This window comes from Kitasatospora sp. NBC_00240 (assembly GCF_026342405.1).
GTDB lineage: Bacteria > Actinomycetota > Actinomycetes > Streptomycetales > Streptomycetaceae > Kitasatospora.
Map to the genome: position 1 here is coordinate 1,888,939 of NZ_JAPEMU010000001.1, position 24,289 is coordinate 1,913,227.

A 24,289-nucleotide genomic window follows, 5' to 3' on the forward strand; every position below is an offset into this window, starting at 1 on the left:
GAGCACCCGCCATGACATCCGTGACGACCCCGGTCATGACCACCGGCCACGACAGCTCCAGGGAATACGCCCTGGCGCGGTTCCACTTCGACGCGAAGGCGTACATCGACGCCGCCCGCCTGCTGGAGGGCGTGCTGGCCGAGGAGCCGGCCAACCTCTCGGTCCGGCTGCTGCTCGCCCGCAGCCTCTACCACTCCGCGCAGCTCTCCCGGGCCGCCGACGAGCTGCGGCGCGTCCTGGAGCAGGACCCGGCCGAGGACTACGCCCGGCTGATGCTCGGCCGCACCCTCCAGCGCCAGGGCCGCCCCGACGAGGCCCGGGTCCACCTGCGGCTGGCCGCCGCGATGGGAGCCGAGGCCGTCTGACGGCGCCCGGCGGCCAGGCGGCGGGATCCGTCGCCGGACAGAAGAACGAGCCCCCACCGCCTCGAAAGGCGGTGGGGGCTCGTCCGGGTCCTGCTGCCGGCCACGCGGGGCGGCCGACGCTCGCGGGTCAGCGCGAGTAGTACTCGACGACCAGCTGCTCGTCGCAGATCACGGGGACCTCACGACGCTGCGGGGCGCGGTCCAGGCGGAAGGCCAGGGCCTTGAGGTTGACCTCGAGGTACTTCGGGGTCTGACCCTCACCCGCGTAGCCACCCTCACGGGCGACCTGGAACGGGACCTTCTCCTTGCTACGGTCGCGAACAGTCACGACGTAGCCCGGCTTCAGCTGGTACGACGGCTTGTTGACCTTGCCGCCGTTGACCTCGATGTGGCCGTGAACGACCATCTGGCGGGCCTGGTAGATGGTGCGGGCGATACCCGAACGCATCACCAGCGAGTCGAGGCGCACCTCGAGGTCGGCGACGAGCGCCTCACCGGTCTTGCCCTCGGCCTTCTTCGCGCGGTCGAACGCGCGGGCCATCTGCTTCTCGCTCAGGTCGTACTGGGCGCGCAGACGCTGCTTCTCGAGCAGACGGACCTTGTAGTCCGAGTTCTGCTTGCGGCCACGGCCGTGCTGGCCGGGCGGGTACGGGCGGGCCTCGAAGTACTTGACGGACTTCGGGGTCAGCGGAATGCCCAGGGCACGGGCAATCTTGATCTTGGGGCGCTTCTGGTTCGCCATGAACCAAACCTTCCTTGCTTTCGACTACGGCTTCACCAGGTGTTGACGGAGGTCGCTCCTCGCGACCCGGAGAAAAACCACCCCGAAGGGTGATCAGCCGCTCTCCGGAGCCGGGCACGGAAGTGCTTGCACACGAGTGGCCCACCGACGCGTACGTGGTGGGCTGCCCGCGACACCGAAACGGTGCGCGACGCTCCTGGAGGCTCCGTGAGGAGCCTCGGGCCGATGCCCCGCTGGTGCGGCCGGTCAGATCAGGGTGACCCCTGCTGCCGTCCCGGGACATGGCACTCCGACCGAGTATACCCGGCGATCACTCGCCCTTTTCCCCCGCACCGTCGCCGGCTCCGCCCGCCTGCTCCGCGCCGCCCCCGACCGCGCCCCCGGCGGGTGCCGCCGGGCCCTTCCGGGCGGCGTCCGGACTCTTCCGCCCGGCCGCCGGCTCCTGGGGCCCCTTCTCCCGGGCGGCCCCGGCCGGCGCGCCGGCCAGCCGGCTCCTGGTCCACTCGACCACGTCGGCGTAGCGGGCCTCGCCACCGTGCCGGGTCGGGCGGTAGTAGACCTTGCCGTGCACCGAGTCCGGCGCGTACTGCTGGGCCGCGATGCCGCCCGGCAGGTCGTGCGGGTACTGGTACCCCTGGCCGTGGCCGAGCTTTCCGGCGCCGCCGTAGTGCGCGTCCCGCAGGTGCGGCGGCACGGCGCCGGCCAGCCCCTGCCGGACGTCGGCCAGCGCCGCGTCGATCGCCAGGTAGGCGGCGTTCGACTTGGGCGCCAGGGCCAGCGCGACGGCCGCCTGGGAGAGGATGATCCGCGCCTCCGGGAAGCCGATCAGCGCCACCGCCTGCGCGGCCGCCACGGCCGTCTGCAGGGCCGTCGGGTCGGCCAGGCCGATGTCCTCGCTGGCGGAGATCATCAGCCGCCGGGCGATGAACCGCGGGTCCTCCCCCGCCTCGATCATCCTGGCCAGGTAGTGCAGGGTGGCGTCCACATCGCTGCCCCGGATCGACTTGATCAGCGCGCTGGCGACGTCGTAGTGCTGGTCGCCGTCCTTGTCGTAGCGCACCGCCGCCTTGTTGACGGCGGTCTCGGTGGTCGCCAGGGTGATGGTCGGCTCGGACTTCTCCAGGGCCGCCCCCGCCGCGGCCTCCAGCGTGGTCAGCGCCCGCCGGGCGTCCCCGCCGGCCAGCCGGACGAGGTGGTCCTCGGCCTCCGGGCTCAGCTCCAGCGCGCCGCCGAGCCCGCGCTCGTCGGCCACCGCGCGGTGCAGCAGCGCCCGGACGTCGTCGTCGGTGAGCGACTCCAGGGTGAGCAGCAGCGAGCGGGAGAGCAGCGGGGAGATCACCGAGAAGTACGGGTTCTCGGTGGTGGCGGCGATCAGGGTGACCCAGCGGTTCTCCACGGCCGGCAGCAGCGAGTCCTGCTGCGCCTTGGAGAAGCGGTGGATCTCGTCCAGGAAGAGCACCGTCTCCCTGCCGCTCATGCCGACGGCCCGGCGGGCGCCCTCGATGACGGCGCGGACCTCCTTGACCCCGGCGGTGATCGCGGACAGCTCGACGAAGCGGCCCTCGACCGCCTGGCTGATCACGTGCGCCAGGGTGGTCTTGCCCGTCCCGGGCGGCCCCCAGAGGATCACCGAGCTGGTCGCGGCCGGGCCGCGCGAGCCGCTGACCAGGCGGCGCAGCGGTGAGCCGTCCTTGAGCAGCTGCCGCTGGCCGGCGACCTCGTCCAGGGTGCGCGGGCGCATCCGTACGGCGAGCGGGGCCCGCCCGGGCTCCTTGGCCTGGCGTTCCTCGGCGGCTGCGGTGAAGAGGTCCGGTTCGTCCACACCGGCAGCCTATGCGAGGGCGCCGACAGCCCGGCGCCGGTGCCCGGCGACCGCCCCCGCGGTCAGCCCTCCAGGGTGGCCGCGTGGTCAGGGACGTACTTCTGCAGGTCGCGCGGCGGCCGCCGGTAGCCCTCGGACGGCGGGCGGACCGGCAGCTCGATCTCGGGCCGGACCACGTCGCGGTACGGGACCGCCGACAGCAGGTGGGCGATCATGTTGATCCGGGCCCGGCGCTTGTCGTCGCTCTCCACCACGTGCCAGGGCGAATCGGGGGTGTCGGTGTGGACGAACATCGCGTCCTTGGCCCGGGAGTACTCCTCCCAGCGGGTGATCGACTCGGTGTCCATCGGGGAGAGCTTCCAGCGCCGCATCGGGTCCTCCAGGCGGCCCCGGAACCGGCGCTCCTGCTCGGTGTCGCTGACCGAGAACCAGTACTTGCGCAGCAGGATGCCCGACTCGGTGAGCATCCGCTCGAAGGTCGGGCACTGGTTCAGGAACTGCCAGTACTCCTCCTCCGTGCAGAAGCCCATCACCTTCTCCACGCCGGCCCGGTTGTACCAGCTGCGGTCGAACAGCACGATCTCGCCGGCGGCCGGCAGGTGCTCGACGTAACGCTGGAAGTACCACTGGGTGCGCTGGCGCTCGGTCGGGGTGGGAAGGGCGGCGACCCGGGCGATGCGCGGGTTCAGGTACTCGGTGACCCGCTTGATCGCACCGCCCTTGCCGGCGGCGTCGCGGCCCTCGAAGACGACCACCAGCCTGGCCCCCTCGGCGCGCACCCACTCCTGGAGCTTCACCAGCTCGCCCTGCAGCCGCAGCAGCTCCCGCTCGTAGGGCTTCTTCGCGAGGCGTTCGGTTCCGGCCTTGCCTGCCATCTGGGTGCCCTCCCGCACGAAGTCCCGCACGAAGTCCCGCCCGGCGAGGTCCGGGAGGTGCCGATGAGCACTCACGCTAGGCCGGATCAGGGGCGGGCGCAGGTCTTGGCCGGTGCTGACGGCGTGGCGCGGGCACCGGCCGGGCGTCGCGGCCGGAACCTGACGGCCGGGCGGGCCGGCGGCGGGCTGCGGCCCCGCCGGCGGGGCGGGACCGGGCGTTGGAAACCGGCCCCCGTCCGACTCCCAACGCCACCGCCCCCGTTCGCCCGGCGCAAGCCCCCCACGGCGCGCCGAGCAGCCGGCAGACGGCCCGGGATCCCCCCCCCGGCCGCCGTCCCCCGTCCGGCTGGCCAACTTTGGCCCAGACCCGCCCGACGGGTCCAATTCCTCGTTCCATAACCTGGCGGCATGGACATCGACACCCGTCTGCTGCGCTCCTTCGCGGTGGTCTGCGAGGAGGGCCAGCTCACCGCCGCGGCGGCGCGGCTGCGGGTGTCCCAGCCGGCGCTCACCAAGCAGATCCGGCAGTTGGAGGAGCGGGTGGGCGCGGAGCTGTTCCGGCGTTCACGGGCCGGGATGACCCCGACGGCGGCCGGCAACGCGCTGGCCGCGCACGCCGCCGAGCTGCTCGGCTCCTGGGACGACGCGCTGCGGGCCACCCGGGACGCGGCGGCGCAGGGCGGGGCCAAGCTCCGGGTGGGCTTCGAGGGCGGCACGATCAATCTGATCAGCCGGCAGACCGTGACCGACTTCACCACCAGGATGCCGGGCTGGCAGGTCGAGATCCGGCAGAACAGCTGGTTCGACCCGGCGGCCGGGCTCACCGCCGGCGAGGTGGACCTCGCACTGTGGCACGCGCCGCCGTGGATGGCGGAGCGCTACGCGACCAGCCTGCTGGGGACGGACCGGCGGTGCATCGCCCTGGCGGCCGGCCACCGGCTGGCCGGGGAGAGCCTGATCGACTTCGCCGAGCTGCTGGAGGAGCCGTTCGTGGCGATGCCCGCGGAGGCCGGGCACTGGCGGGACTACTGGCTGGGGGCGCAGGAACGCGGCGGGCGTCCGGCCCGGATCGGCGCCGTCGCGCACAACGCGGACGAGTGGCTGGCCGCGGTGGCCTGCGGCCAGGGCATCGGCATCGCGCCGGAGACGATCAGCCGGCTGAGTACCCGGCCCGGCGTGGTGTACCGGCCGGTCCGGGGGCTCGGCCCGGGGCAGGTCGGGCTGTACTGGCCCCGGGAGCGGCCGTGCACCCCGGCGATGACCGCCTTCATCCGCAGCTGCCGCGCGACGGTGGAGATCGGCGACCCGGCCGCCGCCGGGGCTCAGGACGGTCGGGCTCAGACCGACTCGAAGGGCTCCGGGTAACAACAGAGTCCGCTCGGACCGCCGTCGTAGGCGGAGAGGGTGAGCGCCTGGAAGTAGCTGTCCGGCACCTCGAACGGGCCGGACAGGTCGTGCTCGACGGCCGGGGCGAAGCCGAACCGGCCGTAGTAGTCCGGGTCGCCCAGCACCACCACCACCCGCTCCCCCGCCTCGTCGGCGGCGGTCAGCGCGGCCCGCACGACCAGCTCACCGACGCCCTTGCGCTGCCACTCGGGCGCCACCGCGACCGGGGCCAGCGCCAGTCCGTCCCCGTCGCCGACCCGGAGCCGGGTCAGCAGCGCGTGCCCGATGACGAGTCCGCCCTTGTCGACCGCCACCACGGACAGTTCCGGCAGCCAGGCCGGGTCACGGCGCAACGCGTCGACCAGGTCCGCCTCGTCCGGCCCGGGAAAGGCCGCCATGTGGACCCGCCGGGTGGCCGGGGCGTCCTCAGGGGTCTCAACTCTCGTACGCAGGGTCATTCCCCGCTCCTTCGGTGTCGCACGCCATTGTGGACCGGCCCCGGACCGGACGCGTCGTCAGCGTCCGGTCCGGGGCCGTGAAGGTATACCAGACCGGGCGTCAGGCCTGCTGCTCGGTCTCGCCCTTGGGCTTCGCCTCTTCACGAACCTTGGGCTGCGCGTCGACGCCCGCCTCGCGGCGCTGCGCCGGGGTGATCGCCGTGGGGGCTCCGGTCAGCGGGTCACCGCCGGTGGACGTCTTCGGGAACGCGATGACGTCCCGGATGGTGTCGTACCCGCCCAGCAGCGTGACGATGCGGTCCAGGCCGAAGGCGACCCCGCCGTGCGGCGGCGGGCCGTAGTTGAAGGCGTCCAGCAGGAAGCCGAACTGCGACTGCGCCTCCTCCTCGGAGAGGCCGATCGCGTCGAACGCCCGCTTCTGCACGTCGCGCTGGTGGATACGGATCGAACCGCCGCCCAGCTCCGAGCCGTTCAGCACCAGGTCGTAGGCGTTGGAGAGTGCGCTGCCCGGGTCGGTGTCGAAGGTGGCCAGCGACTCGGCGGTCGGCGCGGTGAAGGGGTGGTGGACGGCGTGCCAGCCCTGGAACTGCCCCTTGTCGTCCTCGATCGGCTCGAACATCGGGAAGTCGACCACCCAGAGGAAGGCCCACTGCGACTCGTCGATCAGGTCGCAGCGGCGGCCGATCTCCAGGCGGGCCGCGCCGAGCAGCTCCTGCGAGGCGGTCTTCTTGCCGGCCGCGAAGAAGATCGCGTCACCGTTCTTCGCCCCGGCGGCGGCGGCGAGGCCGGCCAGGTGCTCCTCCTTGAGGTTCTTGGCGACCGGGCCGCGCAGCTCGCCGGTCTCGGCGTCGATGACGACGTACGCGAGACCGCGGGCGCCGCGCGCCTTGGCCCAGTCCTGCCAGGCGTCGAGCTGCTTGCGCGGCTGCGAGGCACCGCCGGGCATGACGACCGCGCCGACGTACGGGGCCTGGAAGACCCGGAACTCGGTGCCCTTGAAGTACTCGGTGAGGTCGGTGAGTTCCTGGCCGAAGCGGACGTCCGGCTTGTCGGAGCCGTAGCGGTTCATCGCGTCCGCGTAGGTCATCCGGGGCAGCGGGTTCGGGATCTCGTAGCCGTGCACCTCGCGCCAGATCGCCGCGACGGTCTTCTCGCCGAGGGCCAGGATGTCCTCCTGGTCGACGAAGGAGGCCTCGATGTCCAGCTGGGTGAACTCCGGCTGCCGGTCGGCGCGGAAGTCCTCGTCCCGGAAGCAGCGGGCGATCTGGTAGTACTTCTCCATCCCGGCCACCATCAGCAGCTGCTTGAACAGCTGCGGCGACTGCGGCAGGGCGTACCAGTGGCCCGGCTGCAGGCGGACCGGGACGAGGAAGTCGCGGGCGCCCTCGGGGGTGGAGCGGGTGAGGTACGGCGTCTCGATGTCGAGGAAGCCGTTCTCCTCCATCACCGTGCGGATGACGTGGTTGACCTTGGAGCGCAGGCGCAGCGCGCGGGCCGGGCCCTCGCGGCGCAGGTCCAGGTAGCGGTACCGGAGGCGGACCTCCTCGTTGACCGTGCCCGGCTCGTACTCGGCGACCGGGAAGGGCAGCGGGGCGGCCTCGGAGAGCACCTCGATCTCGCTGACGACGACCTCGACGGCCCCGGTGGCGATCTCGGTGTTCTCGTTGCCCTCGGGGCGGACCCGGACGTCGCCGGTGACCTTGACGCAGTACTCGGCGCGCAGGCCGTGGACGGAGTCCAGGTCGCGCACCACGATCTGCACGGTGCCGGAGGCATCGCGCAGATCGATGAAGGCGACGCCGCCGTGGTCGCGGCGGCGGGCGACCCAGCCGGCCAGGGTGATGGTGGTGCCGGCGTGCTCCGCGCGGAGCGTGCCCGCGTCGTGCGTGCGGATCACTGCTGCTTCTCCTTCAGGGTGGTGACGAGTGCGTCCAGGGCGACGGGGTTCTGCTCGCCGGTGGTCATGTCCTTGAGCTGGACGACGCCTTCGGCGAGGTCGCGGTCGCCCGCGACCAGGGCCCAGCGGGCGCCGGAGCGGTCGGCGGACTTCATGGCGTTCTTGATGCCCTTGACCCCGAACGCCAGGTCGGTGGCGACGCCGGCCCGGCGCAGCTCGACCACCTTGGCGAACAGGACGTTCTTGGCCTCCTCGCCGAGCGCGACGGCGTAGACGGAGGTGGTGGCGGGCAGGTCGAGGACGATGCCCTCGGCCTCCATCGCCAGGAAGGTGCGGTCCACGCCCAGGCCCCAGCCGACGGACGGCAGCGCGGGGCCGCCGAGCATCTCGGACAGGCCGTCGTAGCGGCCGCCGCCGCCGATCGCGGACTGGGCGCCGAGGCCGTTGTGCACGAACTCGAAGGTGGTGCGGGTGTAGTAGTCCAGGCCGCGGACCAGCTTGGGGTCGTCGACGAAGGCGACGCCGGCGGCGGTGAGCAGCTCGCGGACCTGCTCGTCGTACGCCTTGCAGTCCTCGCAGAGGAAGTCGCGCAGCTTGGGCGCTTCGGTCAGCTGGGCCTGCACGCTCTCGCGCTTGTCGTCCAGCACGCGCAGCGGGTTGATCGCGGCGCGGCGGCGGGTGTCCTCGTCCAGGTCCAGGCCGTCCAGGAACGCGACCAGGGCGGCACGGTAGACCGGGCGGCACTGCTTGTCGCCGAGGCTGTTGAGCAGCAGCGAGTAGTTGCGCAGGCCGAGCGAGCGGAAGGCGTCGTCGGCGAGGATGATCACCTCGGCGTCGAGCGCCGGGTCCTCGGTGCCGATCGCCTCGGCGCCGATCTGGGCGAACTGGCGGTAGCGGCCCTTCTGGGCCCGCTCGTAGCGGTAGAAGGAGCCGGAGTACCAGAGCTTGACCGGCAGGTTGCCGAGCTTGTGCAGGTTGGCCTGGAGGGCGGCCCGGACGACGGAGGCGGTGCCCTCGGGGCGCAGCGCGAGCTCGTCGCCGCCCTTGGTGGTGAGGGTGTACATCTCCTTGTTGACGATGTCGGTGGACTCGCCGACACCGCGGGAGAAGAGCTTGACGTCCTCAAAGACCGGGGTCTCGATGTAGCCGTAGCCGGCCCGGCGCAGCGGCGCGGAGAGGCGCTCGCGGATCGCCAGGTAGGTCGCGGAGCTCGGCGGCAGCAGGTCGTAGGTGCCCTTGGGGGCGGTGAAGGTGCTCAACTTCTCTTCCGTCACATTCCTCGTCGCGGGAAGCCGGGTGCGCCCTGCGCACCGGCTGCCTGCTGGAGGTAGGGGTTGGTGGCGCGCTCGCGGCCGATGGTGGTCTGGGTGCTGTGGCCGGAGAGGACCACGGTGGCGTCGTCGAGGGGCAGGCAGACCCGGGCCAGCGACCGCATGATCGCGTCACTGTCGCCGCCTGGGAGGTCCGTGCGCCCGATGGAGCCGGCGAAGAGCAGGTCGCCCGAGAACAGCACCGGAGGGAGGTCCGCCGCTGCCGGTGTCCTGAAGGTCACCGACCCCTTGGTATGGCCCGGGGCGTGGTCGACGGTGAGCTGCAGCCCGGCCAGGTCCAGGACGCTGCCGTCCTTGAGCTCGCGGACGTCGTCGGGCTCGCCGACCGTGAGGGAGCCCATCAGCTGCTTCCCGAGCGAACGGCCGAGCGCCCGCTCCGGGTCCGCCAGCATGTAGCGGTCCTCGGGGTGGATCCAGGCCGGGACGCCGCGGGCGCCGCAGATCGGCACGACGGAGGCGACGTGGTCGATGTGCCCGTGGGTGAGGACGACCGCGACCGGCTTCAGCCGGTGCTCGCGGATCAGGTCCTCGACGCCCTGGGTGGCCTCGTGGCCCGGGTCGACGATCACGCACTCCTCACCGGGAGCGGGCGCGACCAGGTAGCAGTTGGTGCCCCAGGCTCCCGCGGGGAATCCGGCGATGAACACGCGAGTCCTCTGTGGTCGTCCGTCGGTCGGGTGGGCGGTTCGGTACAAGTCTCCGTGCAGCCTACCGGCGCCGCGGCACCGGTTGCGAACCAGATAGGCGCCGCCGCCCCGGCTCGTCCACGGACCACCCGGGCCACGCCGAGGGGGTGGGAGGCGGCGCCTCACCTCCGTCTTACACGCGAGGTCCCTACACTTGGCCGCCAATGGGTGCGATGATCCGCAGGCGACACCCTCGGGCGGACGCAGCAACCCACAGTCCCTCCTCGTCCGCCAGTGGGCGGGAGGCCCACAGCACATATGTAGGAGACACGGCCGGTGGTCACCAGCGAACAGCGGCGGCGGCAGCTCGCCCGCGAGAAGTACGAGCGACAGGCCGAGCGCCGGGCCGAGGCCCAGCAGAAGGCCCGTCGCCGCAACACCATCATCGGCGCCGCGCTCGCGGTCGTCGTGCTCGCGGGCGGCGGCGCCGTGATCGGCGGGGTGTTCGACTCGGGCGACAAGAAGGACAAGACCGCCCAGGCCGCCCCCACCCCGACCGTCGCCGACCCGACGGCGGCGCCGACCCGCAAGCCCGTCGAGGGCTGCGCCGCCCCGGCGGACGGCAAGCCGGGCGGCAAGCAGTGGACGGCCGAGCCGGCCCTGACGGTCGACACCAAGGCCGCGTACACCGCGACCCTGGACACCAACTGCGGCAAGGTGACGATCGCGCTGGACGCCGCCAAGGCGCCGCACACCGTCAACTCCTTCGCGTTCCTGTCCGGGGAGCAGTACTTCGACCACGTGAAGTGCCACCGGCTCACCACCGACGGCATCTTCGTGCTGCAGTGCGGCGACCCGACCGGCAGCGGATCGGGCGGCCCGGGCTACAAGTTCGCCGACGAGAACCTGACCGGCGCCACCTACCCGGCGGGCACCGTGGCGATGGCCAACGCCGGCGCGGGCACCAACGGCAGCCAGTTCTTCCTGGTCTACAAGGACACCCAGCTGCCGCCGAACTACACCCCGTTCGGGAAGATCACCGGCGGTCTGGAGGCCCTCCAGAAGATCGCCGCCGCGGGCACCCTGGACGGCGGCTCGGACGGTGCGCCGATGGCCGACGTCACCCTCAACTCGGTGACCACCGCGAAGGGTTGATCCTATCCGCGCCGCGCGACCGGTACCCTGCGGGGACGGCCGCGCGGCGCGGGGCCGAAATCGCCCGGCCGGGTATGCGGACAGCACCCGCCCCGGTCGCCTATGTTGGCGTTGTATAGGGTGCCCAGACCCGTCGGCCGTCACCCTCGGCATCAGTACACGACGGGCGGGACGGCGGACTCATCGGTCCGCCGCACATCAACTGTGGACGACGGACGCGTGCCGCCCCGGCGCGGGCGCGACGTCATGTGGAGGACGCGCTATGAGCAGCGACCCGTGGGGCCGTGTGGACGAGCAGGGGACCGTCTATGTGAGGACGGCGGACGGCGAACGCGTCGTCGGCTCCTGGCAGGCCGGCTCCCCCGAGGAGGCCCTCGCCTACTTCGAGCGCAAGTACCAGGGCATCGCCGTGGAGATCGGCCTGCTGGAGAAGCGGGTGCGCACCACCGACCTGGCGGCCAAGGACGCCCAGGCGGCGCTGGAGCACCTGCGCACCCAGGTCGTCGAGGCGCACGCGGTGGGTGACCTGGACGCGCTGGCCAAGCGCCTGGACGCGCTGGGTGCCGACATCGAGACCCGCCGTGAGGAGCGCAAGGTCGCCCGCGCCAAGGCGCAGGACGAGACCCGCGCAGCCAAGGACAAGCTGGTCGCCGAGGCCGAGCAGCTCGCCGAGTCCACCCAGTGGCGGGAGGCCGGCGACCGGCTGCGCGCCCTGGTGGACACCTGGAAGGCGCTGCCGCGCCTGGACCGCAAGAGCGACGACGAGCTGTGGCACCGCTTCTCGCACGCCCGTTCGGTCTTCTCCAAGCACCGCAAGGCGCACTTCGCGACCCTGGACGCCGAGCGTGACCACGCCCGCGCGGCCAAGGAGAAGCTGGTCGCCGAGGCCGAGGCGCTCTCCGGCTCGACCGAGTGGGGCGACACCGCCGCCAAGTACCGCGACCTGATGACCCGCTGGAAGGCCGCCGGCCGTGCCCAGCGCGACATCGAGGACGAGCTGTGGGCGCGGTTCCGCGGCGCGCAGGACGTCTTCTTCCAGGCCCGCTCCGCCGTGTTCAGCGAGCGCGACGCCGAGCAGGTCGAGAACCAGAAGCTCAAGGAGGTGCTGGCGGCCGAGGCGGAGACGCTGCTGCCGATCGGCGACCTCAAGGCGGCCAAGGCGGCGCTGCGCGACATCAGCGAGCGCTGGGAGGCCATCGGCCACGTCCCGCGCGACGCCCGTCCGAAGCTGGACGGCCGGCTGGGCACCGTCGAGCGGGCGATCCGCGAGGCCGAGGACGCCGAGTGGCAGCGCTCCAACCCGGAGGCCAAGGCCCGCGCGGCCGGCATGGCCGGTCTGCTCCAGGGCAAGGCCGACAAGCTGAACGCCGACCTGGAGAAGGCCCGCGCGGCCGGCAACGCCTCCCGGGTGGCCAAGCTGGAGGGCGAGCTGGCGGGCCTCCAGACCCTGCTGGACCAGGCCCAGAAGAGCCTGGAGGAGTTCAGCGGCTGATCACCGCCGCGCTCCACGTGTGAGGGGCCCCACCGCCGCGGCGGTGGGGCCCCTCACACGTTGCCGACTACTTGCGGGCCGAGGTGACCCGGTAGACGTCGTAGACGCCCTCGACGCCGCGGACGGCCTTCAGCACGTGCCCCAGGTGCTTGGGGTCGCCCATCTCGAAGGTGAAACGGCTCATCGCCACCCGGTCGCGGGAGGTCTGCACCGCCGCCGACAGGATGTTGACGTGCTGGTCGGACAGCACCCGGGTGACGTCCGAGAGCAGCCGGGAGCGGTCCAGCGCCTCGACCTGGATGGCCACCAGGAAGACCGAGGACTGGGTGGCCGCCCACTCGACCTCGATCATCCGCTCGGGCTGCTGGCTCAGCGACTCCACGTTGACGCAGTCCGCGCGGTGCACCGAGACGCCGTTGCCACGGGTCACGAAGCCGACGATCGGGTCGCCGGGCACCGGGGTGCAGCAGCGCGAGAGCTTGACCCAGAGGTCCTCGACGCCCTTGACGATGATGCCCGGGTCGCCCTTGGCCCGGCGGCGTGCCGCCCGGCCGCCGTCGTGCGTCGGGGTGGCCGTCTCGGCGAGGTCCTCGGTGGCACCCTCCTCGCCGCCGAGCGCCTGCACCAGCTTCTGGACGATGTTCTGGGCCGAGACATGGCCCTCGCCGATCGCCGCGTACAGCGAGGAGATGTCGGGGTAGCGCATCTCGTGCGCCAGCGTGACCAGCGAGTCCCCGGTGAGGATCCGCTGGATCGGCAGGCCCTGCTTGCGCATCGCGCGGGCGATGGACTCCTTGCCCTGCTCGATCGCCTCCTCGCGGCGCTCCTTGGAGAACCAGGCCTTGATCTTGTTCCGGGCTCTCGGGGACTTGACGAAGCCCAGCCAGTCCCGGGAGGGGCCGGCGTTCTCCGCCTTGGAGGTGAACACCTCGACGGTGTCGCCGTTCTCCAGGGTGGATTCCAGCGGCACCAGCCGGCCGTTGACCCGGGCCCCTATGCAGCGGTACCCGACCTCGGTGTGCACCGCGAACGCGAAGTCCACCGGGGTGGCGGCGGCGGGCAGCGCTATCACGTCGCCCTTGGGGGTGAAGACGAAGACCTCGTTGTTGGAGAGGTCGAAGCGCAGCGACTCCAGGAACTCGCTCGGGTCCTCGGTCTCCTTCTGCCAGTCCAGCAGCTGCCGCAGCCAGGCCATCTCGTTGACGGCGCCGGCCTTGTCGTCCTTGCGGACCTGCGACGGGGTGTCGGTGCGGACCTTGGAGGCACCGGCCACCGCGCGCTGCTTGTACTTCCAGTGCGCCGCGATGCCGTACTCGGCCCGGCGGTGCATGTCGAAGGTACGGATCTGCAGCTCGACCGGCTTGCCGCCGGGGCCGATCACCGTGGTGTGCAGCGACTGGTACATGTTGAACTTGGGCATCGCGATGTAGTCCTTGAACCGCCCCGGCACCGGGTTCCACCGCGCGTGGATGGTGCCCAGCGCCGCGTAGCAGTCGCGGACGGTGTCGACCAGGACCCGGATGCCCACCAGGTCGTAGATCTCGGCGAAGTCGCGGCCCCGCACGATCATCTTCTGGTAGACCGAGTAGTAGTGCTTCGGCCGGCCGGTCACGGAGGCGGTGATCCGGGCGCCGCGCAGGTCACCCTGCACCTGGTCGATGACGGTGGCCAGGTACTCGTCCCGCTTGGGGGCGCGCTCGGCGACCAGCCGCACGATCTCGTCGTACATCTTGGGGTAGAGGATCGCGAACGCGAGGTCCTCCAGCTCCCACTTGATGGTGTTCATGCCCAGGCGGTGCGCCAGCGGGGCGTAGATCTCCAGCGTCTCGCGGGCCTTCGCCTCCTGCTTCTCCCGCTTGAGGTAGCGCATGGTGCGCATGTTGTGCAGGCGGTCGGCGAGCTTGATCACCAGGACCCGCGGGTCCTTGGCCATCGCCACGACCATCTTGCGGACGGTCTCGGCCTGCGCGGCCTCGCCGAACTTCACCCGGTCCAGCTTGGTGACGCCGTCGACCAGCAGGGCCACCGAGTCGCCGAAGTCCTTGCGCAGGGTCTCCAGGCCGTAGTCGGTGTCCTCGACGGTGTCGTGCAGCAGCCCGGCCATCAGCGTCGCGGCGTCCATGCCCAGCTCGGCCAGGATGGTGGAGACGGCCAGCGGGTGGGTGATGTACGGGTCGCCGCTCTTGCGCTTCTGCCCGCGGTGCCACTTCTCGGCCACCGCGTAGGCCCGCTCGATGTCCCGCAGCAGCGCCGGGTCGGCCTTCGGGTCGTTGGCCCTGATGCTGCGGAAGAGCGGCTCCAGCACCGGGTTGAGCACCGTGCTGCGCTGGCCGCCGAGCCGCGCCAGTCGGGCCCGCATACCGCTCGCGGAGGTCGGGCGGGCGGCGGGCGCCACCGGACGCGACGAGGGTGCGGCCGGGCGTGCCGGGGCGGCCCCCGCGGGCGCGGGCTCGTTCTCGGGGGCGGCCGGTGCGGCCGTGGGCACAACCTCGTCGGGCAAGGACACTCCTCGGGGCGCGGGGCCGACCCCTCACGCAAGCGGCAAGGGATGAATCTTCATGGTACCGAGCCTGGCGGGCCGGTGTTCCGCCGCGTCCCCGCACGTGTCGGCCCGGGACGCGCCGAGGGCGGTGGCCGCGACCGCGACCACCGCCCTCGACTGCTTGCGCAGGGTGTCCCTCAGACCACGACCAGCGTCTCCAGCGGAGCGCCGTCGAGATGCGCCGCCAGGCGCTCCCGGCCGTCCAGGAAGCCCAGCTCCATCAGGACGACCACGCCGGCCAGCTGTGCGCCGGCCCGCCGGACGAGGTCCAGCGAGGCGCCGATGGTGCCACCGGTCGCCAGGACGTCGTCGACCACCAGCACCCGCTCACCCGGGGTGAAGGCGTCGCACTGGACCTCCAGCGTCGCCGAGCCGTACTCCAGGTCGTAGGACTGCGCGTGGACCTCGCCGGGCAGCTTGCCCTTCTTGCGGATCGGCACGAAGCCGAGCCCGGCCGCGAAGGCCGCCGGGGCCGCCAGCACGAAGCCGCGCGCCTCCAGGCCCACCACCTTGGTCGCCCCGAGCGCCGTGGCCCGCTCCGCCAGCGCCTGGGTGAGGGCCGCGAAGGCCTCGGCGTCGGCGAGCAGCGGCGCGATGTCCTTGAACAGCACGCCGGACTTCGGGTAGTCCGGAACATCGCGGATCCTGCTGGTCAGCAGGCCGGCGAGGTCGGTGGCGGGGGAGGTCACGAGCAGTCCTTACGACGGGGAGGGATCAGCGCTTGCCGGTGGAACGGCCCTTGGCGCGGGAGCGCCCGGCCGCCTGGCCACGCTGACCGACCATACCGGCCGGCAGGTCCTCGTCGGCGAACTCCTCGCCCTCGGGGGTGCCCTCACCGGCCGCCTCGGCGGCGGCCTTGGCCTCCGAGGCGCGCCGCTGCGCGACCCGCTTGGCCAGCGCCTTCATCTCGGGCTGCTCCTCCTTGAGCTGCGCGAGCAGCGGGGTGGCGACGCAGATCGAGGAGTAGGCACCGGCGGCGAGGCCGATGAACAGCGCGAGCGAGATGTCGTTCAGGGTGCCGGCGCCCAGCAGGCCGCCGCCGATGAAGAGCAGCGCGGCGACCGGCAGCAGGGCGACCACGGTGGTGTTGATGGACCGCACCAGGGTCTGGTTGAGGCCCGCGTTGGCCGCCTCGCTGTAGGTGAGCTTGCTCTGCTTGGTGAGCCCCTTGGTGTTCTCCTTCACGGTGTCGAAGACGACGACCGTGTCGTAGAGCGAGTACCCGAGGATGGTCAGGAAGCCGATCACCGTACCGGGGGTGACCTCGAAGCCCACCAGGGCGTAGACGCCGATGGTGATCAGGAGGTCGTGGATGAGGGCGACCAGGGCGGCCACCGCCATCCGCCACTCGAAGGCGATGGCCATGTAGACCGTCACCAGGACCATGAAGATGACCAGGCCGAGCAGCGCCTTGTGGGAGATCTGCTCACCCCAGCTGGGGCCGATCACCTGGCTGTCGATCTCCGCGACCGGAACGCTCAGTTCCTTGGCGAGACCGCTGCGGATGCTGTCCGGGGACTGCTCGACCTCGGAGCTGATCTGGATCCGGACCTTGCCGTTGTCCGTGGACTGCACCAGCGCGGTGGTGCCGTGGGTCACGTCGTTGACGGCGGTCTGCGCCTGGGCGACGGTCAGGCCGGACTTCTGGACGGTGTAGACCGAGCCGCCCTTGAACTCGATGCCCAGGTGCAGGCCCATGGCCAGACCGATGGCCGCGACCAGCACGATGACGCCGGAGATGCTGTACCAGAGCTTGCGGCGCCCGACGAAGTCGAAGCTGACCTCGCCCTGGTAGAGCCGGTGGCCCAGATTGGAGAAGCGTGACATTGCGTCAGGCCTCCTTCGTGGCGGCGGGAGCGGAGTTCCGGCGACGGGTGCCGCGGATCGGCGGGCGGGCGCCCAGGCGCTTCGGGTCCAGACCGGACCACGGGTGGCCGTCCGAGAAGAACTTCTTCCGGGCGAGCAGCGTGATCATCGGCTTGGTGAAGAGGAAGATCACCACGACGTCGAGGGCGGTGGTCAGGCCGAGGGTGAAGGCGAAGCCCTGCACCTTGCCGACCGAGACCAGGTACAGCACCGCGGCGCAGAGGAAGGAGACGAAGTCCGACACCAGGATGGTGCGCCGGGCCCGCGGCCAGGCCCGCTGGACGGCCGGGCGCAGCGGCGCGCCCTCGCGGACCTCGTCGCGGATGCGCTCGAAGTACACGATGAAGGAGTCCGCGGTGATACCGATCGCGACGATCGCGCCGCAGACCGCCGGGAGGTTCAGCGCGAAGCCGATCCCGGCGCCCAGCAGGCTCATGATCGAGTAGGTCAGCGCGGCCGAGACCAGCAGACCGGCGATCGAGACCAGGCCGAGGCCGCGGTAGTAGACCAGCGAGTACAGGATGACCAGGATCATGCCGATCAGGCCGGCGATCAGGCCCGCCTTGAGCTGGTCCCCGCCGAGCTGCGGCGAGACGGTGACCACGTCGCTCTGCGCGAAGCTGAGCGGCAGGGCGCCGAAGTTCAGCACGTTGGCGAGGCCCTGGGCCTCGTCCTGGGTGAAGCTGCCGGAGATGACGGCGGAGCCGCCCGGGATCGACTCGCGGACCTGCGGGTGGGAGACCACGCCGCCGTCCAGGACGACCGCGAACTGGTTGGCCGGCGGGGCCTGGGTGGCCAGCTGACCGGTGGTGGTCGCGAAGGCCTTCGACCCGTTGTCGTTGAACTGCAGCTGGACCTGCCAGCCGGCGGCGTTCTGGGTGTCGATGGTGGCCTGGGCCTTGGAGATGTCCGAGCCGTTCACCTGGACGGGGCCGAGGGCGAACTTGTTGTAGTAGCCCTGCTCCTTGTCGGCGCTGCAGGCGACCGTCGGCTTGGTGAGGTCGGCCGTCTGGTAGTCCTTGCGCTGCGCGTCGACCGAGCAGTCCAGCGCGGCGAACTGCGCCTGCAGGTCGGCCGGGACGGTGCCCTGGGTCAGCGCGGCGGAGAGCTCCGCGGCGGACGGCGCGGTGGCGGCGGCGCTCGGGGCCGCGGCCGGAGCGCTGGCAGCCGGGGCGCTGGCGGCCGGGGCACTGGCCGTCGGCGACGGCGAGGCGGCGTCCGCGGTCAGGGCCTCACCGAGGGCACGGCCGGCCTTGGTGCCGCTCGCGGCGGGCGTCGGGGCGGCGGCGGTGGAGCCGCCGGTGGCCGTCGCGCTCGCGGTCGGTGCCGGAGCCGGGGCGCCGGAGGCCGAGGCGCTCGGGCTCGCGGTCGGCGCCTGGGGCTGCACGCCACTGGGGGCGTAGGCCAGGACCGGGCGGAAGAAGAGCTTCGCAGTCGTGCCGACCTGGTCGGCCGCAGACTCCTTGTCCCCACCCTTGGGGATGTTGACGACAATGTTCTTGTCGCCCTCGGTCTGCACCTCGGCCTCGGAGACACCCATCGCGTTGACACGCTTCTGGATGATCGCGACAGCGATGTTCATGTTGGACTTGTTGATCGCCTTGGGGTCGTCCGACTCGGCGGTCAGCGTGATGCTGGTGCCGCCGGCGAGGTCGATCCCGAGGCGGGGCTTGGTGTTGCCCGTCCCGAACATGAGGGCGACCAGTCCGACGGTGACCACCAGGATGAGGGCCAGGGCCCGTCCCGGGTAACCGTCGCGCGGACGCGACTTGGGTGTTGCCACCTTGCTCGTTTCTCCCTGTCCATGCCAGCGCCCGCCGGGCCCCCGTCCGGCGTGGGGCGGGACGGGGGGAAGACGTGACGAGCGAAGGCCCTGAGGTCCTGTGGGCGCGCGGCGGAGTGCCGCGGCGGCCGGATGTGCCCGACCGTACTACTTGCTCGCGGGAGCCCCGCCGTCGGCGTCGCCCTTGTCCGCGCCGTCCTTCGAGAGCGAGAGCGGCTTCTCGTCCGCCTCGGCGGGCTCGGTCTCGTCCGCCTCGACGGACTCGGCCAGCTCGGCGAGCTCGTCCTCGAGGGGGCGGCCGTTGATGATCGCGTCGAACTCCTGCGGGTCCAGCACCGCGGCGATGGCGCCCTTGGTGAAGTGGGCGACCACGCCCGGCGCGATCTCCAGCTCGACGGTCTCGTCGTTGACCGCCTTCACCTGGGCGTAGATGCCGCCGATGGTGCGCACTCCGGCCCCCGGCTCCAGCGCGGTCTGCAGCGACTGCTGCTGCTGCTGGCGCTTCTTCTGCGACCGGAACATCAGGACGATCGCGATAATCGGGAGGAGAAGGATGATGAGGTTCACTGCAGCCAGGGTCCTTTACGGGCCGCCGCCCGGCGGCCTGTGGTGATGGTCGGCCCGTCAGGTGAGAGGGGCGGTCCGGCGGAGTCTAGGCGACCCGAACTGATCGGACAACGCCAAGCATCGCATCCTGCCGCCGAAAGTGGCGACCCTCCGCATGCACAGATTCCTCAGGCTTCCTCCACGGCCCCGAACAGGTCCGACTGTGCGGGCACCGCGCCGCGCGGGCCCTGCCCGGACGCCGCCCGGGAAGGACCGGTCTGGACCGGTGGGGTCAGTCCGAGGTGCTGCCAGGCGGCGGGAGTGGCGATCCGGCCGCGGGGGGTACGGGCCAGCAGTCCCTCCCGGACCAGGAAGGGCTCGGCGACCTCCTCGACCGTCTCGGCCTCCTCACCCACGGCGACCGCCAGTGTCGACAAACCGACCGGGCCGCCGCCGAACAACCGGAGCAGGGCGCCCAGCACCGCGCGGTCCAGCCGGTCCAGGCCCCGGGCGTCCACCTCGTAGACCTGCAGGGCCTGGGCCGCGATCGCCTGGTCGACCGTGCCGTCGTGCTTGACCTGGGCGTAGTCCCGGACCCGGCGCAGCAGCCGGTTGGCGATCCGGGGCGTGCCCCGGGAGCGGCCGGCGATCTCGGCGGCACCGGCCGGGTCGATCTCCACGTCCAGCAGCGCCGCCGAGCGGTGCACCACCCGCTCCAGCTCGGCCGGGGCGTAGAACTCCATGTGACCGGTGAAGCCGAAGCGGTCGCGCAGCGGGGGCGGCAGCAGGCCGGCCCGGGTGGTCGCACCGACGAGCGTGAAGGGCGGCAGCTCCAGCGGGATGGCGGTGGCGCCCGGGCCCTTGCCGACGATCACGTCGACCCGGTAGTCCTCCATCGCCATGTAGAGCATCTCCTCGGCCGGCCGGGACATCCGGTGGATCTCGTCGAGGAAGAGCACCTCACCCTCGGTGAGCGAGGACAGGATGGCCGCGAGGTCGCCCGCGTGCTGGATGGCCGGCCCTGAGGTGATCCGGATCGGGGCGTTCAGCTCGGCCGCGATGATCATCGACAGGGTGGTCTTGCCCAGTCCGGGCGGACCGCTGAGCAGCACGTGGTCCGGCGCCGTGCCGCGTTTGCGGGCGGCCTGCAGCACCAGCGAGAGCTGCTCGCGGACCCGCTCCTGCCCGATGAACTCGTCCAGCAGCTTGGGGCGCAGCGCCGCCTCGACCGCCTGGTCCTCGCCGTCGGCGGCGGCGGTCACCAGCCGGTCTGCCGGTTCGGAGTCGTACGGGGTCATCGGGGCGGGCTCCAGTCTCGGCGGTTCGGTGGATCGGCCTGCGGTCGGCCGGCCGGTCGGACGGTCAGCGGGTCGGACGCCCGGTCGGCAGATCGGTCGGTCAGCGGGTCGTACGGTCAGGCCGCCCGACCGGAAAGGTCGACACGTCGACCGGGTGGGCCGGCGGCCGGGGTTCGGCGGACGGGGTTCAACGGGTGCGGTTCAAGGTCCGCAGGGCGGCCTTGAGCAGGGCGCCGATGTCCGGCGAGGACTGCGCCTCGGCCTCGGGGGTGACGGCCGCGACCGCGTCCTCGGCCTCCCGCGGAGCGTAGCCGAGACCGACCAGGGCGGCCTGCAGCTGCTCGCTCCACGGCGCCGGGCCGGCCGCGAGCGGCTTCTGCGCCGGGACGCTGCCGTGCGGGGCACCGAGCTTGTCCTTGTACTCCAGGAGCAGCTTCTGCGCGCCGCGCTTGCCGATCCCCGGCACCGCCATCAGCGCCTTCTCGTCGCCGGTGGCCACCGCCAGGCGCAGCGCGTCCGGGCTGTGCACGCCGAGCATGGCCTGGGCCAGCCGGGGGCCGACGCCGCTGGCGTTCTGCAGCAGCTCGAAGGTGGCCCGCTCATCCTCGTCGGCGAAGCCGTAGAGGGTGAGGGAGTCCTCGCGGACCACGAGCGAGGTGGCGAGCCGGGCCGGCCCGCCGAGCCGCAGCGCGGCGAGCGTGGTGGGGGTGCACTGGAGGGCGAGGCCGACGCCGCCGACCTCGACCACGGCGCTGCCCGTGGAGAGGGCCGCGACCTGGCCCTGGACGAACGCGATCACGGGCGGTGCTCCTGTCGGACGGCGGGGCGGGCGGCGGCCCGGACGACGGCGGCGGCGGCGGAGCGCGCGGGCGGGGCCTTGGCCACCGCGGCGGCGATCCGGCCGGCGGCGGCGCCGCGCCAGATGTGGCAGATGGCGAGCGCCAGGGCGTCGGCGGCGTCGGCGGGCTTGGGCGGGGCGTCGAGCCGCAGCAGGCGGGTGACCATGGCGGTGACCTGGGCCTTGTCGGCCCGGCCGGAGCCGGTGACGGCCGCCTTGACCTCGCTGGGGGTGTGCAGGGTGACCGGGATGCCGCGCCTGGTCGCGCAGAGCATGGCGACCGCGCTGGCCTGGGCGGTGCCCATCACGGTGCGGACGTTGTGCTGGGCGAAGACCCGCTCGACGGCGACCATGTCCGGCCGGTACTCCTCCAGCCAGGCTTCTATGCCCTGCTCGACGAGCAGCAGCCGGGGCCCGATCTCGGCGTCGGCCGGGGTACGCACCACACCGACGCCGGCCATCTTCAGCGGGCGGCCCGGCGCGCCGTCGACCACGCCGACCCCGCACCTGGTCAGCCCGGGGTCCACTCCCAGTACCCGCACGTCGCGCCCGCCTCTCCAAGACCACCCGAAGGGTATCGGGCACCGCTGACAACGAACCGGCCGAACACACCCGGGGCCGGGCGGGACGCACCGCGCCCGGTGGTCCCACGGACCACCGGGCGCGGTGAGCGGGGCGTCGGGGCCCTACTCGGCGTCGAGCTCGGCGCCCACGGCGTCCGAGATGTCGAAGTTGGCGAAGACGTTCTGCACGTCGTCGCTGTCCTCCAGCGCGTCGATCAGCTTGAAGATCTTGCGGGCGCCGTCGGCGTCCAGCTCGACCTGCACGCTGGGCACGAAGTTGGCGTCGGCCGAGTCGTAGTCGATCCCGGCGTCCACCAGCGCGGTGCGGACCGCGACCATGTCGGTCGCCGCGCTGATCACCTCGTAGGTGTCACCGAGGTCGTTGACCTCCTCGGCGCCGACCTCCAGGACGACCTCGAAGACCTTGTCCTCGTCCACGCCGTCGGCCTTGGGGACGATGATGACGCCCTTGCGGGTGAACATGTACGACACCGAGCCCGGGTCGGCCATGTTGCCGCCGTTGCGGGTCATCGCCACGCGCACGTCGGAGGCGGCGCGGTTGCGGTTGTCGGTGAGGCACTCGATCAGCACGGCGACACCGTTGGGACCGTAGCCCTCGTACATGATGGTCGAGTAGTCGGCCCCGCCGGCCTCGGCACCGTCGCCGCGCTTGACGGCGCGGTTGATGTTGTCGATCGGGACCGAGCTCTTCTTCGCCTTCTGGATGGCGTCGTACAGCGTCGGGTTGCCGGCCGGGTCGCTGCCGCCGGTGCGCGCCGCCACCTCGATGTTCTTGATCATCTTGGCGAAGAGCTTGCCGCGCTTGGCGTCGATCACGGCCTTCTTGTGCTTGGTGGTAGCCCACTTAGAGTGGCCGGACATCGCCAGCTCCTTTACGTCGCCAAAAGGGAAATGAACAGGAGAGATCTTACCGGTGCCGCAGTGCGGCGGGGGCACCGGTTCAGCGCGCGGCGGCTTCGACCATCCGCACGAAGTACTCGTGCACCCGGTGGTCGCCGGTCAGCTCGGGGTGGAACGAGGTTGCCAGCAGGTTTCCCTGACGGACCGCCACGATCCGGCTCTCCGGACCGTCCGCCGCCGACAGCTCCGCCAGCACCTCGACGCCCGCGCCCACGGCCTCGACCCAGGGGGCGCGGATGAAGACACCGTGCACGGCCTCGCCGGCCGGGCCCTGGCCCTCGATGCCCTTGAAGGCGACCGCGGACTCGAAGGACTCGTTCTGGCGGCCGAAGGCGTTGCGCCGCACCGTCATGTCGATGCCGCCGACCGTCTCCTGGTCGTCCCGGCCGTCGAGGATCTTGTCGGCCAGCATGATCATGCCCGCGCAGGAGCCGTAGACGGGCATCCCGGCCGCGACCCGCTCGCGCAGCGGCGCCATCATGCCGAAGGCGAGCGCCAGCTTGGACATGGTGGTGGACTCGCCACCGGGGATCACCAGCGCGTCGACCTCGGCGAGCTCCTCGGGGCGGCGCACCGGGCGCGCCAGCGCGTCGGCCTCGGCAAGTGCGATCAGGTGCTCGCGGACGTCGCCCTGCAGGGCCAGGACGCCGATGACTGGAGTACGGCTCGACACGGTTGCTACCTCTTCAGAATTCTCGTACGGACGACGCACGACGGCCCGCCGCGCTCCGTGAATCCGCGCGGCGGGCCGTCGGGCAGGGACTACCAGCCGCGGTTGGCGTACCGCTCGGCCTCGGGCAGGGTGTCGCAGTTGATGCCGACCATGGCCTCGCCCAGGCCGCGCGAGACGTCCGCGATGACCTTCGGGTCGTCGAAGAAGGTGGTGGCCTTCACGACGGCGGCGGCACGCTTGGCCGGGTCGCCGGACTTGAAGATGCCGGAGCCGACGAAGACGCCCTCGGCACCGAGCTGCATCATCAGGGCCGCGTCGGCCGGGGTGGCCACGCCACCGGCGGAGAACAGCACGACCGGGAGCTTGCCCAGCTGCGCGACCTCCTTGACCAGCTCGTACGGCGCCTGCAGGTTCTTGGCGGCGACGAAGAGCTCGGTCTCGTCGAGGGTGGTGAGGCGCTTGATGTCGGCGCGGATCTGGCGCATGTGGCGGACGGCCTCGACCACGTTGCCGGTGCCGGCCTCGCCCTTGGAGCGGATCATGGCCGCGCCCTCGGCGATGCGGCGCAGGGCCTCGCCCAGGTTGGTGGCGCCACAGACGAAGGGGGTGGTGAACGCCCACTTGTCGGAGTGGTTGACCTCGTCGGCCGGGGTCAGCACCTCGGACTCGTCGATGTAGTCCACGCCGAGCGCCTGCAGGACCTGGGCCTCGACGAAGTGGCCGATCCGGGACTTGGCCATCACCGGGATGGAAACGGCGTTGATGATGCCGTCGATCATGTCCGGGTCGGACATCCGGGCCACGCCGCCGTCCTTGCGGATGTCGGCGGGGACCCGCTCCAGGGCCATGACGGCCACGGCGCCGGCGTCTTCAGCGATCTTCGCCTGCTCGGCGTTGACCACATCCATGATCACACCGCCCTTGAGCTGCTCGGCCATGCCGCGCTTGACCCGGGCGGTACCGATCTGCGGCTGGTCTGCGGTGATGGGGGTGGTGGACACGTGAGACCTCACTCGAAGATGAAAGTGCTATCGCCTTATGTTAGGCGGACATGGACTCAGCCCCATGCGCCACCAAGTCCATCCAGGCTTCCGGGATACGACAAACAGG

General features: G+C 71.9%; 22 protein-coding genes. 4 read left to right on the forward strand and 18 right to left on the reverse strand.

Annotated features, from left to right (window positions below; translation table 11 throughout):
• Nucleotides 1-35 precede the first annotated feature (35 nt).
• Complete coding sequence (locus OG689_RS07870; RefSeq protein WP_266326950.1) at nucleotides 36-365, forward strand: tetratricopeptide repeat protein; 330 nt, start codon at nucleotides 36-38, stop codon at nucleotides 363-365.
• Nucleotides 366-492: 127 nt separating this feature from the next.
• Here the strand turns inward: OG689_RS07870 and rpsD are convergent, their stop codons facing one another.
• The 3 genes from rpsD to ppk2 form a co-directional block, all read right to left on the reverse strand.
• A complete protein-coding gene (gene rpsD, locus OG689_RS07875; RefSeq protein ID WP_266318921.1) occupies nucleotides 493-1,107 on the reverse strand; it encodes a 30S ribosomal protein S4 in 615 nt (204 codons plus the stop codon).
• A 310-nt stretch (nucleotides 1,108-1,417) separates the two neighbouring features.
• The gene (locus tag OG689_RS07880) at nucleotides 1,418-2,929 is read right to left on the reverse strand and encodes a replication-associated recombination protein A (RefSeq protein ID WP_266318922.1); all 1,512 of its coding nucleotides are present in this window, start codon (nucleotides 2,927-2,929) and stop codon (nucleotides 1,418-1,420) included.
• A gap of 62 nt (nucleotides 2,930-2,991) precedes the next feature.
• Nucleotides 2,992-3,804, reverse strand: coding sequence for a polyphosphate kinase 2 (ppk2, locus tag OG689_RS07885; protein WP_266326952.1), 813 nt, complete (start codon nucleotides 3,802-3,804; stop codon nucleotides 2,992-2,994).
• A 408-nt stretch (nucleotides 3,805-4,212) separates the two neighbouring features.
• On the opposite strand from ppk2, the gene OG689_RS07890 reads away from it, so the two are divergent.
• Nucleotides 4,213-5,169 carry a LysR family transcriptional regulator gene (locus tag OG689_RS07890; RefSeq protein WP_266318924.1) on the forward strand — a complete coding sequence of 319 codons (957 nt, stop codon included), beginning with the start codon at nucleotides 4,213-4,215 and terminating at the stop codon, nucleotides 5,167-5,169.
• On the opposite strand, the gene OG689_RS07895 is transcribed toward OG689_RS07890, so the two are convergent.
• From OG689_RS07895 to OG689_RS07910, 4 genes are all read right to left on the reverse strand, one after another.
• Nucleotides 5,142-5,648, reverse strand: coding sequence for a GNAT family N-acetyltransferase (locus OG689_RS07895; protein ID WP_266318926.1), 507 nt, complete (start codon nucleotides 5,646-5,648; stop codon nucleotides 5,142-5,144). The two genes, OG689_RS07890 and OG689_RS07895, sit on opposite strands and share 28 nt — an antisense overlap.
• Nucleotides 5,649-5,748: 100 nt before the next feature.
• Nucleotides 5,749-7,545 (reverse strand): aspartate--tRNA ligase, encoded by a 1,797-nt coding sequence (aspS, locus tag OG689_RS07900; protein WP_266318927.1) that lies wholly within the window; start codon nucleotides 7,543-7,545, stop codon nucleotides 5,749-5,751.
• Entirely contained in the window at nucleotides 7,542-8,804 is a 1,263-nt protein-coding gene (gene hisS / locus OG689_RS07905; protein WP_266318929.1) for a histidine--tRNA ligase, read from the reverse strand. Before hisS ends, aspS begins: the two co-directional genes overlap by 4 nt.
• 11 nt (nucleotides 8,805-8,815) lie before the next feature.
• Nucleotides 8,816-9,523 (reverse strand): MBL fold metallo-hydrolase, encoded by a 708-nt coding sequence (locus OG689_RS07910; RefSeq protein WP_266318930.1) that lies wholly within the window; start codon nucleotides 9,521-9,523, stop codon nucleotides 8,816-8,818.
• 315 nt (nucleotides 9,524-9,838) lie between these two features.
• Between OG689_RS07910 and OG689_RS07915 the strand changes: the two genes are divergently transcribed.
• Nucleotides 9,839-10,657, forward strand: coding sequence for a peptidylprolyl isomerase (locus OG689_RS07915; protein WP_266318932.1), 819 nt, complete (start codon nucleotides 9,839-9,841; stop codon nucleotides 10,655-10,657).
• A 262-nt stretch (nucleotides 10,658-10,919) separates the two neighbouring features.
• A complete protein-coding gene (locus tag OG689_RS07920; protein WP_266318934.1) occupies nucleotides 10,920-12,149 on the forward strand; it encodes a DUF349 domain-containing protein in 1,230 nt (409 codons plus the stop codon).
• A 67-nt stretch (nucleotides 12,150-12,216) separates the two neighbouring features.
• Here the strand turns inward: OG689_RS07920 and OG689_RS07925 are convergent, their stop codons facing one another.
• The 11 genes from OG689_RS07925 to pdxS form a co-directional block, all read right to left on the reverse strand.
• Nucleotides 12,217-14,649 (reverse strand): bifunctional (p)ppGpp synthetase/guanosine-3',5'-bis(diphosphate) 3'-pyrophosphohydrolase, encoded by a 2,433-nt coding sequence (locus tag OG689_RS07925; protein ID WP_266318936.1) that lies wholly within the window; start codon nucleotides 14,647-14,649, stop codon nucleotides 12,217-12,219.
• Between the two features lie 179 nt (nucleotides 14,650-14,828).
• The gene (locus OG689_RS07930) at nucleotides 14,829-15,380 is read right to left on the reverse strand and encodes an adenine phosphoribosyltransferase (RefSeq protein WP_266318938.1); all 552 of its coding nucleotides are present in this window, start codon (nucleotides 15,378-15,380) and stop codon (nucleotides 14,829-14,831) included.
• Nucleotides 15,381-15,405: 25 nt separating this feature from the next.
• A complete protein-coding gene (secF, locus tag OG689_RS07935) occupies nucleotides 15,406-16,518 on the reverse strand; it encodes a protein translocase subunit SecF (RefSeq protein WP_266318940.1) in 1,113 nt (370 codons plus the stop codon).
• Nucleotides 16,519-16,522: 4 nt separating this feature from the next.
• Nucleotides 16,523-18,250: a protein translocase subunit SecD gene (gene secD / locus OG689_RS07940; RefSeq protein ID WP_266326954.1), complete on the reverse strand. Its 1,728-nt coding sequence runs from the start codon at nucleotides 18,248-18,250 to the stop codon at nucleotides 16,523-16,525.
• A 237-nt stretch (nucleotides 18,251-18,487) separates the two neighbouring features.
• On the reverse strand, nucleotides 18,488-18,907 hold the full coding sequence (yajC, locus tag OG689_RS07945) for a preprotein translocase subunit YajC (RefSeq protein ID WP_266318942.1): 420 nt from the start codon (nucleotides 18,905-18,907) through the stop codon (nucleotides 18,488-18,490).
• Nucleotides 18,908-19,074: 167 nt separating this feature from the next.
• Nucleotides 19,075-20,184, reverse strand: coding sequence for a Holliday junction branch migration DNA helicase RuvB (gene ruvB / locus OG689_RS07950; RefSeq protein ID WP_266318944.1), 1,110 nt, complete (start codon nucleotides 20,182-20,184; stop codon nucleotides 19,075-19,077).
• 187 nt (nucleotides 20,185-20,371) lie between these two features.
• Nucleotides 20,372-20,983: a Holliday junction branch migration protein RuvA gene (gene ruvA, locus OG689_RS07955; RefSeq protein WP_266318946.1), complete on the reverse strand. Its 612-nt coding sequence runs from the start codon at nucleotides 20,981-20,983 to the stop codon at nucleotides 20,372-20,374.
• The gene (gene ruvC, locus OG689_RS07960; protein WP_266318948.1) at nucleotides 20,980-21,564 is read right to left on the reverse strand and encodes a crossover junction endodeoxyribonuclease RuvC; all 585 of its coding nucleotides are present in this window, start codon (nucleotides 21,562-21,564) and stop codon (nucleotides 20,980-20,982) included. Before ruvC ends, ruvA begins: the two co-directional genes overlap by 4 nt.
• Nucleotides 21,565-21,708: 144 nt before the next feature.
• On the reverse strand, nucleotides 21,709-22,467 hold the full coding sequence (locus OG689_RS07965; protein ID WP_266318949.1) for a YebC/PmpR family DNA-binding transcriptional regulator: 759 nt from the start codon (nucleotides 22,465-22,467) through the stop codon (nucleotides 21,709-21,711).
• A gap of 79 nt (nucleotides 22,468-22,546) precedes the next feature.
• Entirely contained in the window at nucleotides 22,547-23,179 is a 633-nt protein-coding gene (pdxT, locus tag OG689_RS07970) for a pyridoxal 5'-phosphate synthase glutaminase subunit PdxT (protein ID WP_266318951.1), read from the reverse strand.
• A gap of 89 nt (nucleotides 23,180-23,268) precedes the next feature.
• Nucleotides 23,269-24,180 carry a pyridoxal 5'-phosphate synthase lyase subunit PdxS gene (pdxS, locus tag OG689_RS07975; RefSeq protein WP_073921495.1) on the reverse strand — a complete coding sequence of 304 codons (912 nt, stop codon included), beginning with the start codon at nucleotides 24,178-24,180 and terminating at the stop codon, nucleotides 23,269-23,271.
• Nucleotides 24,181-24,289: the final 109 nt, after the last annotated feature.